Consider the following 12,028-nt stretch of genomic DNA (forward strand, 5'->3'; position numbering starts at 1 on the left):
CCCATAGCGCTGATTACCCTGATGCTATTCTGAGCAATATAAATCTGAGTAATGCGTTTGCATTACCTACATAACGACAGGAGCTTGCAGCTCCGTTTCAGGAGAATCCCGGATGAGCAAATTTCTTGACCGGTTCCGTTATTTTAAGCAGAAAGGAGCGACGTTCGCCGATGGTCATGGCCAGGAACTGAACGTCAACCGTGACTGGGAAGACGGATACCGCAGCCGCTGGCAGCATGACAAAATCGTACGCTCCACGCACGGCGTCAACTGTACCGGCTCATGCAGCTGGAAGATTTACGTCAAGAACGGGCTGGTGACCTGGGAGACCCAGCAGACCGACTATCCGCGCACCCGCCCGGATTTGCCCAACCACGAACCGCGCGGCTGCCCGCGCGGAGCAAGTTACTCCTGGTATCTTTACAGCGCCAACCGGCTGAAATACCCGATGGTGCGCAAGCGTCTGATCAAGCTGTGGCGCGCCGCCAAAACGCAGCACGGCGATCCGGTGGACGCCTGGGGCAGCATCATCAGCGATCCGGCGAAAACCGCTGAATACAAGCAGGCGCGCGGCCGCGGCGGCTTCGTGCGTTCCAGCTGGCAGGAAGTGAACGAACTGATCGCCGCCGCCAACGTGTACACCGCCAAGACTTTCGGGCCGGACCGTATCATCGGCTTCTCGCCGATCCCGGCGATGTCGATGGTGTCTTACGCCGCAGGCGCCCGCTATTTGTCGTTGATCGGCGGAACCTGCCTGAGCTTTTACGACTGGTACTGCGACCTGCCGCCGGCCTCGCCGATGACCTGGGGCGAGCAGACCGACGTACCGGAATCCGCCGACTGGTATAACGCTTCCTACATCATCGCCTGGGGCTCCAACGTCCCGCAGACCCGTACCCCGGACGCGCACTTCTTCACCGAAGTCCGCTACAAGGGCACCAAAACCGTGGCGATCACCCCGGACTACGCCGAAATCGCCAAGCTGTGCGACCAGTGGCTGTCGCCGAAGCAGGGCACCGACAGCGCGCTGGCGCTGGCGATGGGCCATGTGATCCTTAATGAATTCCACGTGCAGCGCCAGGCGGAATACTTCACCGACTACGTGCGCCGCTACACCGACATGCCGATGCTGGTGATGCTGGAAGCGCGCGACGGCGGTTACTACAGCGCCGGCCGTATGCTGCGCGCCGCCGATCTGGTGGACGCGCTGGGGCAGGAAAACAACCCGCAGTGGAAAACCGTGGCGCTGGATCAACAGGGCAAACTGTGCGCGCCGCAAGGCTCCATTGGTTTCCGCTGGGGCGATCAGGGCAAGTGGAACCTGGAACAGCGCGACGGCAAGAGCGGGGAAGAGGTTGAGCTGCGCCTGAGCGTGATGGGCGCTCACGACGACGTGGTGAACGTTGGTTTCCCGTACTTCGGCGGCATTCCGAGCGAGCACTTCAGCAGCGTGGCGCTGGATGAAGTGCTGCAGCACAAGCTGCCGGTGAAACGCCTGCAACTGGCCGACGGCAGCGAAGCGCTGGTCACCAGCGTGTATGACCTGACACTGGCGAACTACGGCGTCGAGCGCGGGCTGGACGACGGAAACTGCGCCGCGGATTACGGCCAAGTGAAAGCCTATTCGCCGGCCTGGGCCGAGCAGGTTACCGGCGTCAGCCGTCACCACATTATCCGCATCGCCCGCGAGTTTGCGCGCAATGCCGAACAGACCCACGGCCGTTCGATGATCATCGTCGGTGCCGGTATGAACCACTGGTATCACATGGACATGAACTACCGCGGCCTGATCAACATGCTGGTCTTCTGCGGCTGCGTCGGTCAGAGCGGCGGCGGCTGGGCGCACTACGTCGGCCAGGAAAAACTGCGTCCGCAAACCGGCTGGCTGCCGCTGGCGTTCGCCCTCGACTGGCAGCGCCCGCCGCGCCACATGAACAGTACCTCGTTCTTCTACAACCACTCCAGCCAGTGGCGTTATGAAACCGTCGGCACCAAAGAGCTGCTTTCGCCGCTGGCGGATGAATCGCGCTTCACCGGCAGCCTGATTGATCTGAATGTGCGCGCCGAGCGTATGGGCTGGCTGCCGTCCGCGCCGCAGCTGGGTACGAACCCGCTGCATCTGGCGCAGGCCGCGCGGCAGGCCGGAATGTCGCCGGCGGATTACACTGTCGAACAGCTCAAAAGCGGCGCGCTGCGTTTTGCCGCCGAGCAGCCGGACAATCCGCAGAACTTCCCGCGCAACCTGTTTGTCTGGCGTTCCAACCTGCTGGGCTCGTCCGGCAAGGGCCATGAATACATGCTCAAATATCTGCTGGGCACTGAGCACGGCATTCAGGGGCAGGATCTGGGCGCACAGGGCGCGGTGAAGCCGGAAGAAGTGGAATGGCAGGACAAAGGCGGCGAAGGCAAGCTCGATCTGGTGGTAACGCTGGATTTCCGGATGTCCAGCACCTGTCTTTACTCCGATATCGTGCTGCCGACCGCCACCTGGTATGAGAAAGACGACATGAATACTTCGGACATGCATCCGTTTATTCATCCGCTTTCCGCCGCGGTCGATCCGGCCTGGGAGTCGAAGAGCGACTGGGAGATCTACAAAGGCATCGCCAAAGCGTTCTCGCAGGTGTGCGAAGGGCATCTGGGCACCGAAACCGACGTGGTGACGCTGCCGATCCAGCACGACTCCGCCAATGAGATGGCGCAGCCGTTCGGCGTGCAGGACTGGAAAAAAGGCGAATGCGACCTGATTCCGGGCAAAACCGCGCCGCATATCATCGCCGTGGAGCGTGACTACCCCAACACCTATGCGCGCTTTACCGCGCTGGGGCCGTTGATGGACACGCTGGGCAACGGCGGCAAGGGCATCGGCTGGAATACCCAGACCGAGGTCGATTTCCTGAAAAAACTGAACTACACCCAGCCCGACGGCGCGGCTGCCGGCCGGCCGAAAATTGAAACGGCCATCGACGCCGCCGAAGTCATTTTGTCTCTGGCGCCGGAAACCAATGGTCAGGTGGCGGTGAAAGCCTGGGAAGCCCTAGGGAAAGTGACCGGGCGTGATCACACCCATCTGGCGCTTAATAAAGAAGACGAGAAAATCCGCTTCCGTGACATTCAGGCACAGCCGCGCAAAATCATTTCCAGCCCCACCTGGTCCGGACTGGAAGATGAACATGTGTCGTATAACGCCGGTTACACCAACGTGCATGAGCTGATCCCGTGGCGCACCCTGAGCGGCCGCCAGCAGCTTTATCAGGATCACGAGTGGATGCGCGCCTTCGGCGAAAGCCTGCTGGTTTACCGTCCGCCCATCGACACCCGTGCGGTGGCGCCGGTGATCGGCAAAAAACCGAACGGTAACAAAGAGAAGGCGCTTAACTTCCTGACGCCGCACCAGAAGTGGGGGATTCACTCCACCTACAGCGACAACCTGCTGATGCTGACCCTGTCGCGCGGCGGGCCGATCGTCTGGATGAGCGAGGACGACGCCAAAGATCTCGGCATCGAAGATAACGACTGGATCGAAGCCTATAACGCCAACGGCGCCCTGACGGCGCGCGCCGTTGTCAGCCAGCGCGTACCGGCGGGCATGACCATGATGTATCACGCCCAGGAACGCATCGTGAATATCCCCGGTTCGGAAATCACCGGTCAGCGCGGCGGCATTCATAACTCGGTGACGCGCGTGACGCCGAAACCGACCCACATGATCGGCGGCTATGCGCAACTGGCCTACGGCTTCAACTATTACGGTACGGTCGGCTCTAACCGCGATGAGTTCGTGGTGGTGCGCAAGATGAAAACTATCGACTGGCTGGACGATGAAAATCATAACGGCGTTCAGAGCAACGAGCGGGAGAAAGCACAATGAAAATTCGTTCACAAGTCGGCATGGTGCTGAATCTCGACAAGTGCATCGGCTGCCACACCTGTTCAGTGACCTGTAAAAACGTCTGGACCAGCCGCGAAGGTATGGAATATGCCTGGTTCAACAACGTGGAAACCAAGCCGGGCCTCGGCTACCCCCATAACTGGGAGGATCAGGAGAAGTGGAAAGGCGGCTGGATCCGTAAAATCAGCGGCAAGCTGGAGCCGCGCATGGGCAGCCGCGTCGGCGTGCTGGCGAAGATCTTCGCTAACCCGGATGTTCCGTCGCTGGACGATTACTACGAACCGTTCGATTACGACTATCACCATCTGCAAAACGCGCCGGAAAGCAAACATCAGCCGGTGGCGCGTCCGCGCTCGCTGATTACCGGGCAGCGCATGGAGAAAATCGAAAACGGCCCCAACTGGGAAGAGATCCTGGGCGGCGAGTTCGGGAAGCGCAGCAAAGACCGTAATTTCGAAGCCATGCAGAAGGAAATGTACGGTCAGTTTGAAAACACCTTCATGATGTACCTGCCGCGCCTGTGCGAGCACTGCCTCAACCCGAGCTGCGTGGCGACCTGCCCGAGCGGCGCGATCTACAAGCGCGCCGAGGACGGCATCGTGCTGATCGATCAGGACAAATGCCGCGGCTGGCGTATGTGCCTGACCGGCTGCCCGTACAAAAAGATCTACTTCAACTGGAAGAGCGGCAAGTCTGAAAAGTGCATTTTCTGCTACCCGCGCATTGAATCCGGCCAGCCGACCGTGTGCTCTGAAACCTGCGTCGGGCGTATCCGCTATCTTGGCGTGTTGTTGTTCGACGCCGATCGCATCGCCGACGCGGCTTCCGCCGAGAGCGAGCAGGATCTGTACCAGCGTCAGCTGGACATCTTCCTCGACCCGAACGATCCGGCGGTGATTGCGCAGGCGCTGAAGGACGGCATCCCGCAGAGCGTCATCGACGCGGCACAGCAGTCGCCGGTATACAAAATGGCGGTGGACTGGAAACTGGCGCTGCCGCTGCACCCGGAATACCGCACGCTGCCGATGGTGTGGTATGTGCCGCCCCTGTCGCCGATTCAATCGGTGGCGGACGCCGGTCAGTTGCCGCACAGCGGCATTCTGCCTGATGTCGAAAGCCTGCGGATTCCGGTGCAATACCTGGCGAACCTGCTGACCGCCGGCGACACCGCGCCGGTACTGCGGGCGCTTAAGCGCATGATGGCGATGCGTCACTATAAGCGTGCCGAAACCGTGGAGGGCGTGCATGACATCCGCGCGCTGGAGGAAGTCGGCCTGACTGAAGCGCAGGCGCAGGAGATGTACCGCTACCTGGCGATCGCCAACTACGAAGATCGCTTCGTGATCCCGTCCAGCCACCGCGAGCAGGCGCGCGAGGCGTTTCCGGAGCGCAACGGCTGCGGCTTCAGCTTCGGCGACGGTTGTCATGGCAGCGACACGCGCTTCAATCTGTTCAACAGCAAGCGTATCGACGCTATCGACGTCACGCAGAAAACGCCGCGCGACGCCGGCATTGGTCAGGAGAAACGCTCATGATGACGCTGCGCATTATTTCCCGTCTGCTGGATTATCCCGATGAAGCGCTGTGGGCGCATCTGGATGAGCTGCGCGACGCCACGGCGCAGGCGGGGGCGCTTTCTCCCGCCGCGCTGGCGCCGCTGCATGACTTCATTGATGTTTGCCGCGCCACGGATTTACTGGATGCCCAGGCAAATTACTGCGCGCTGTTCGATCGCGGCCGCGCCACTTCGCTGCTGCTGTTTGAGCACGTCCACGGTGAATCGCGCGATCGCGGTCAGGCGATGGTTGACCTGATGGCGCAGTACCGCAGCGCCGGTCTGGAAATCGACAGCCATGAGCTGCCGGATTTCCTGCCGCTGTATCTGGAGTTTCTTGCCAGTCAGGCGCCGGCGCAGGCGGGCGCGGGACTGGAGGACATCGCGCCGATTCTGGCGCTGCTGGCCGCCCGGTTGCGTGAACGCGAGAGTGGCTATGCTGCGTTGTTTGATCTGCTGATCGCACTGTCCGGCGTGCGGCTGAATGACGAAACCCTGCGTCAGCGGGTGGCGCAGGAAAGCCGCGACGATACGCCCGCCGCGCTGGATGCGGTATGGGAAGAGGAGCAGATCCGTTTTCTCGGCGATCAGGGGTGTGCCAACGCCGAGCAGGACGCCCATCAGCGCCGCTTCGCCGGCGCCGTGGCGCCGCAGTATCTCAGTCTGGATGCCACCCCGGTGGCGGGAGAACGCTCATGCAATTCGTAAATCAGTTCTTTTTTGATATTTATCCGTATATCGCCGGGGCGGTGTTTTTGATCGGCAGTTGGATCCGTTATGACTACGGTCAGTACACCTGGCGCGCCGGTTCCAGCCAGATGCTGGACAAGAAGGGGATGCGGCTGGCGTCGAACCTGTTCCACATCGGCATTCTGGGGATCTTCGCCGGTCACTTTCTGGGCATGCTGACGCCGCACTGGATGTATGAAGCGTTTCTGCCCGTGCCGGTGAAGCAAAAGCTGGCGATGATTGCCGGCGGCGCGTGCGGGGTGATGATGCTGATCGGCGGGGCGATGCTGCTCAAGCGCCGTTTGACCAACCCGCGCGTACGCGCGACTTCCAGCTTCGGCGATATCATGATTTTGACGCTGTTGGTGATTCAGGTTTGCCTGGGCCTGCTGACGATTCCGTTCTCGGCGCAGCACATGGACGGCAGCGAAATGATGAAGCTGGTGGGATGGGCGCAGGCGGTGGTGACGTTCCATGCCGGCGCGTCGCAGCATCTGGAAGGCGTGGCGTTGATCTTTAAGCTGCATATGGTGCTGGGGATGACGCTGTTTTTGCTGTTTCCGTTCTGCCGGCTGGTGCATATCTGGAGCGCGCCGGTGGAGTATTTGATGAGGCGCTATCAGTTGGTGAGAAACCGGCACTGAGTTTAGCGCGGGTTGATCGTGAGTAGTGGGGGGAGGCTGCGCCTGCCCCCTTGTTTATTTATGTCCCATTTATATCGGGCCCGGATCTTTAACGGTGCACCAGAAAGTAGATCTTGATAGAGAAATACAGAAAGTGTTACTCAAAAAAGCAGCCAAAACCATGCCACCGGAAAAGAATTACCGTTCCTGAAGCAATTTCGCCAGCCCCTGTTCCAGCACCGGAAGCGCCGCGCCGTAAACACCCAGATCACGGCTGACCTGACTGACCGACAGCGCCTGGATGGTTTGCCCAAAGAAGCTGTTTTGCTGCGAAAAACCGTCACAAAACGCTCGCCATATCCCGGCATTTTTTACGAACGGGCCAGAAATAATCAATTTTTTAGGGAAGAAAACGCGGCAAACGTTGGAGGCCGCCGTCGTTATTTGCGCCACCGCTTTTTGCACAACGGGATTGTCAGAGAGATCTCTTTCTTCCAGTAAGCGGGCAATATGTTCTTCATCATCGCCGGCCTGAAATTCATCACCAAGAATCTGGCGGCCAATCGACCATAATGCCGTCACCGTTTCCAGACACCCCGTCTGACCACAGTGGCAACGGGCGGCTTCGCCAGCGATATGCCAGTGGCCTATCTCGCCAAAAGCGTAACCACCTTCAACGATGCGATCGCCGGAGTGACCAAAAGCAAAGCCTACGCCGTATCCCCAGTGCAACAGCAATGTGCTTTCGTCTTGCTGCAGCAGGTGAATTAATAGTTCATTGTCCAGGGTGCGTGACATCGAAATGGCATGCTCCTCGCCCGGGAAAATGCTTCTGATATCCAGGTTATTCATCCCCGGCCAGCGCGAACTGTGGATCCAGCGCCAGGTAATGCGATCAAATACGCCCCCCAGCGAAAAAACAATCCCCGCCAGTCCGGCTTCTGCCGGCTGTTTTACGATGATGGCTTGATATAGCCGGAGAAAAATCGACTCCAGTACCGCATTGTCGCTGTCAGGCGCAGCCTCAATTTTTTCATGGGCGATGATTTCGGCGGACAGATTGACCATAAACACATGTACCGACTGACTGATGACCTGAAAAACGATGGTTACCAGCCGGTTGGCATTCACGCCCAGTATGAGCGAAGGCCGTCCCCGCCCGGCGCGCTCACTGGGAACTTCTGTCAGCAGGCGCATAGCCAGAAGCTCTGCCACATAATCGGAGATGGTCGTCGAACGGATGGACAGGCTTTTCGTCGCTTCACTGCGGGATTTTACCTGCCCCTTGAGCACCGCGAGAAAAACACGTTCCTGATCGTTGAGTAACGGGCGGGTAATCGGTAAATGAGAGAGTAGATCGATCGTTAGTTTATTGTTCATGCACTTTATAAAGACGGTTCAGGTTCAGACGAGGAATCCAGCCGCAATCCCGGCAATGATGAGACGTAAGAAAACGCATCATGGTATCAGAGCTACAGCATGAAGTATCCAGAAAGCCCGGAAATCAATCAACCCCGATTTCCCTTATCGGCAGCGCAGGATCAACGCGTTACAAAAACCGGACGTTGGAGGAAAGGAAGGCGAGCGGGGGCCGGATGGCCCCCGGTGGGTTAACGGTAGCGCCTGATGATCTCATGCGCGATATGACATTCAACGACGGTATTGTCGTCGTCCCAGACGACCTCAGACTGCGGAAGGAATCGCTTATGAACCGCCAGTGCCTGCTGCATAAGCTGTTGCGGATGGGTCGTCGCCATCTCAATCGCCTGTGCAAAGCTGGCGATATTCCATGTCACCAGATTGCGAACCGCCCGATCGAGGGTCAGGCTGGAGCCTGCGAGGTTGCTGGCGCCGGGAAGACGCACGCTGCCATCATCGGTTCTTTCCACCTGTTCCCCGGCAAAGTTATACATTCCCGAATGCGCACACGCCGCGGCGCTGATGGCGTCGGTCACCAGAATCGAGCGGGCGAACGTTTTGGCGCGCAGAAGGTTTTTCAGCGCAAACGGCGGGATATGTAAACCATCAGCAATAAAGCTGGCATATAACGTGTCGCAGCTGAGCTGGGCCTGTAAGGTGTTATCCAGTTTGGGAAGCACCTGAGGAATGCCGTTTCCCAGGTGCGTAGAGAGGCGGACGCCGGCCCTGGCCGCCCATTCCAGCTGCGCGTAGCCGACATTGGAATGCCCGACGGCAACACATTTTCCCTTGTCGGCCAATGCGTTGATAAACGCCATTCCCTCATCAAACTCAGGCGCGCAGGTAACCAGTAAAATAGGCCGTGAAAGGCCCTTTTCAATCTCATCAATTAAGCGAATATCCGGCGGCGTCATTGCCTCTGCGGGATGACACCCGGCATATCCTTCCGCCGGATTCAGAAAAGGTCCTTCCAGATGATATCCGGGCACCATCAGCGCAGCGAGCGGGCTTTCTGCCACGGCCCGGTCAAGCGCCTGAAACCGCCTCATCAGCACTGGTGCAGAAGCGGTAATCAGGGTGGGCAGGCAGCGGGTTACCCCCGTATTCAGCATCGCTTCCAGCGCAATGTCCAGCTTTCCGGCATCAATATTCTCATCATTGAAATCAATGCCGGCAAAGCCATTTACCTGTATATCAAACAACCCAGGAGTGACATTCATCGTTCATCCTTACCTTTCAGATATGAGTGATGCGGATTCATGATCCAGAAATACCTGACAGTCAGGGTGATGTTGAACAACCGAAGCGGGAAGGGTATTAACCACCGGCCCTTCCAGGGCCTGTTTCACCGCCTGCGCTTTACGCCGATCGGGGATACTGAGGATCAACTTCCTGGCGAGCATGATTTGATGAATGCTCATTGAAATGGCTTGCGTTGGCACCTCTGCCAAAGTGTTGAACCATTTCTCACCCAATTGCTGCTGCCGGCAGGCTTCGTCCAGTTCAACCTTCAGGTATGGCGCGGTGGTGGTAAAATCGGCCGGCGGATCGTTAAAAGCCAGGTGACCATTCTCGCCAATTCCGGCAAAGCAGACATCAATGTCCTGTTCGCTGATTAAACTGCTTAGCCGTGCTATCTCCTGTTCAATATTTTCTGCTGAACCGTTAACGCCGACAAAGCGATATAAAGACGGAAGCTTATCGACAACGCGCTCGTGTAAATAGCGCCGAAAACTGGCGCGGTGCCCTTCGCTCAAACCAATATATTCATCGAGGTGGAAAATCGTCACTCTTGACCAGTCAATGTCACCTTTAATCAGGTTCTCCAGCATTTCAAACTGGCTTGCGCCCGTGGCGAGAATAATGGCAATACGCGATTTTTGCTCCAGGGCATTTTGCATCGCCAGAATACCGGCTTGCGCCGCTTTTACGCCAAGAATCTCTTTATTCTCGGAAATAATAACGTTCATATCTACCTCATATATTTTATTCGGAACCGGGCAAAACTCAGTGGTGTTCTTTTAATCCCTTCGCCATTTGCACCGCCGTTAATGTCAGCAGGCTGCAAAACAGCAGGTAACCGATAAGCCAGATTGGATCGCCATCGCCAAAAGCAATCAGCGCGGCGGCAATAACCGGTGTGGAGCCGGCAAAAATAACGCTGTTAAGTTCCCGGGACAGCGCGATGCCTGAGTAGCGGTATTGCGTTGGAAACAGGTTGGCTAAAAACGCGCCCTGCGCGCCCGAGGTGGCGCCGTGCCCAATGCCGTAGGCAATACACATCCCGATTGTCGCCAGCACAAGGCTCCCGCTGTTAAGGAACCAGAAAAGAGGGAAGGCAAAAACACCGAGGAAAATCGCGCCGAAGGAGAAAACCGCCGTAGTTCCAAACCTGTCCGTCATTTTTCCCATTACCGGCGTCACGAGGGTATTCACCGTGACCGCAATCATGAGCGCCATTAAGCCTTCTGATTTTTCCATTCCCAGCGTATTGGTCAGATAGCTGATGCTAAACACACTCAGGACATAGCCATAAGCCTGGTGGCCGGCGAGGCTGAAGAAACCACAGATCAGATTTTTCGGGCTGTTGACGATCAATGCTTTAATCGGTACCGCCTGCGCCTTTTTATTGCGCTCTGCTTTTTCTAACGACTTTACATATTCCGGCGTTTCATCCAGATGTTTACGGATATAAATCGCCACGATAAAGAGCACGATGGAGAATAAGAACGGCACACGCCATCCCCAGCTCATGAATGCTTCATCAGGTAACTGGGTGACGAGGAAAAATGCCAGCGATGATAAAAGGATCGCCACGCCGGTCGAGGCGTTAATCAGTGAAGTATAAAAACCGCGTTGTTTAACGGGTACGTATTCTGCGACGAATGTCTGCGCTCCCGCTAATTCCGCGCCAGAGCCAAATCCCTGCATTAAACGGATAAGAACTAATGCTAACGTCGCCCAGATACCGATGTGGTGATAGGTGGGTAATAAACCGAGCGCTAATGTTGCAACGCCCATGAGCATAACGGCGAAAATCAGCGCAGGCTTACGTCCATAACGATCGCCAATATGCGCAATAATCACGCCTCCCAGCGGCCGGGAGATGAAACCGACGGCAAACGTCAGAAACGCGGCCAACGTTGCGATGGTGGGGGAAAGGTTAGGGAAATAGAGTTTGTTGATGACCAGGCCCGCGGCGGCACCATATAACGAATAGTCATACCATTCGATAACGGTCCCGGAGACGCTGGCAAACATCACCTTACGAATCGTTTTTTTACTGGCGCTTTGTTCCTGCGGAACATCCAACACACCTTCACTGCTTAAATTGGCTTCACTCATTGCTCCTCCTGAAATCCATTAACTGATTGTTTTAAAGTAATAAAAATCATCTTGGGGTGTGGGTGACAAGCGGACATCAATCTCGCGTACCATGAACTTAGCACTATGTTATTTATTTTTGAACGCACGCGTTCAAAAATAAGATCGTAAATGTGACGGCAGTCATGAGAAAAATAAACTGAGTGAATTGATCGGTGTTCTGCATCTTCGAAATGAAATGCGGATGCACCTTACAGGTGGGTTAAGTCGGTGAGTGCGGGTATTTGATGTGCCCGCTATTAGGCGATCTCATCATATTAGGTTTCCCTCCCTGCGGTTATTCAGGGCAGGGGATGCCATCCCGATAAAACCGGGAGAGTTCTTAATCTCTGTTATTTTTATCTGTGGCGTAAAAAAGAAATAAGAGACGGTAAACCGGCAAGTCGCCGTATAACCAGTATTAAAAATGGTTTAGACGAACAGAAT

8 protein-coding genes are annotated in these 12,028 nt (G+C 56.8%); 4 read left to right on the plus strand and 4 right to left on the minus strand.

Going from position 1 to position 12,028, the window contains the following annotated elements; all coding sequences use genetic code 11:
* Positions 1 to 112: 112 nt before the first annotated feature.
* Genes C8D90_RS14705 through narI form a run of 4 tightly spaced genes read left to right on the plus strand, consistent with a single transcriptional unit; the run spans position 113 to position 6,820 of the window.
* Positions 113 to 3,871 carry a nitrate reductase subunit alpha gene (locus C8D90_RS14705; protein ID WP_115459205.1) on the plus strand — a complete coding sequence of 1,253 codons (3,759 nt, stop codon included), beginning with the start codon at positions 113 to 115 and terminating at the stop codon, positions 3,869 to 3,871.
* Complete coding sequence (gene narH, locus C8D90_RS14710) at positions 3,868 to 5,427, plus strand: nitrate reductase subunit beta (RefSeq protein ID WP_115459206.1); 1,560 nt, start codon at positions 3,868 to 3,870, stop codon at positions 5,425 to 5,427. Before C8D90_RS14705 ends, narH begins: the two co-directional genes overlap by 4 nt.
* Entirely contained in the window at positions 5,424 to 6,155 is a 732-nt protein-coding gene (gene narJ / locus C8D90_RS14715; protein ID WP_115459207.1) for a nitrate reductase molybdenum cofactor assembly chaperone, read from the plus strand. The genes narH and narJ overlap by 4 nt, the downstream gene beginning before the upstream one ends.
* A complete protein-coding gene (gene narI, locus C8D90_RS14720) occupies positions 6,143 to 6,820 on the plus strand; it encodes a respiratory nitrate reductase subunit gamma (RefSeq protein ID WP_115459208.1) in 678 nt (225 codons plus the stop codon). Before narJ ends, narI begins: the two co-directional genes overlap by 13 nt.
* Positions 6,821 to 6,997: 177 nt before the next feature.
* On the opposite strand, the gene C8D90_RS14725 is transcribed toward narI, so the two are convergent.
* The 4 genes from C8D90_RS14725 to C8D90_RS14740 all read right to left on the minus strand — a co-directional run bounded on the left by C8D90_RS14725 (position 6,998) and on the right by C8D90_RS14740 (position 11,563).
* On the minus strand, positions 6,998 to 8,179 hold the full coding sequence (locus C8D90_RS14725) for an ROK family protein (protein WP_115459209.1): 1,182 nt from the start codon (positions 8,177 to 8,179) through the stop codon (positions 6,998 to 7,000).
* A 230-nt stretch (positions 8,180 to 8,409) separates the two neighbouring features.
* Positions 8,410 to 9,438, minus strand: coding sequence for an N-acetylglucosamine-6-phosphate deacetylase (locus C8D90_RS14730; protein WP_115459210.1), 1,029 nt, complete (start codon positions 9,436 to 9,438; stop codon positions 8,410 to 8,412).
* 9 nt (positions 9,439 to 9,447) lie between these two features.
* A complete protein-coding gene (locus C8D90_RS14735) occupies positions 9,448 to 10,188 on the minus strand; it encodes a glucosamine-6-phosphate deaminase (RefSeq protein WP_115459211.1) in 741 nt (246 codons plus the stop codon).
* A gap of 37 nt (positions 10,189 to 10,225) precedes the next feature.
* Complete coding sequence (locus C8D90_RS14740) at positions 10,226 to 11,563, minus strand: MFS transporter (protein WP_115459212.1); 1,338 nt, start codon at positions 11,561 to 11,563, stop codon at positions 10,226 to 10,228.
* Positions 11,564 to 12,028 lie beyond the last annotated feature (465 nt).

Origin of the sequence: Enterobacillus tribolii, from assembly GCF_003363015.1 — a bacterium.
In the GTDB taxonomy this organism is placed as follows: Bacteria; Pseudomonadota; Gammaproteobacteria; order Enterobacterales; family Enterobacteriaceae; genus Enterobacillus; species Enterobacillus tribolii.

Excerpts from the sequence above, each read along its gene's own strand:
- C8D90_RS14705 (WP_115459205.1), top strand. The coding sequence starts at position 113 with ATGAGCAAATTTCTTGACCGGTTCCGTTATTTTAAGCAGAAAGGAGCG.
- narH (WP_115459206.1), top strand. The coding sequence starts at position 3,868 with ATGAAAATTCGTTCACAAGTCGGCATGGTGCTGAATCTCGACAAGTGC.
- narJ (WP_115459207.1), top strand. The coding sequence starts at position 5,424 with ATGATGACGCTGCGCATTATTTCCCGTCTGCTGGATTATCCCGATGAA.
- narI (WP_115459208.1), top strand. The coding sequence starts at position 6,143 with ATGCAATTCGTAAATCAGTTCTTTTTTGATATTTATCCGTATATCGCC.
- C8D90_RS14725 (WP_115459209.1), bottom strand. The coding sequence starts at position 8,179 with ATGAACAATAAACTAACGATCGATCTACTCTCTCATTTACCGATTACC.
- C8D90_RS14730 (WP_115459210.1), bottom strand. The coding sequence starts at position 9,438 with ATGAATGTCACTCCTGGGTTGTTTGATATACAGGTAAATGGCTTTGCC.
- C8D90_RS14735 (WP_115459211.1), bottom strand. The coding sequence starts at position 10,188 with ATGAACGTTATTATTTCCGAGAATAAAGAGATTCTTGGCGTAAAAGCG.
- C8D90_RS14740 (WP_115459212.1), bottom strand. The coding sequence starts at position 11,563 with ATGAGTGAAGCCAATTTAAGCAGTGAAGGTGTGTTGGATGTTCCGCAG.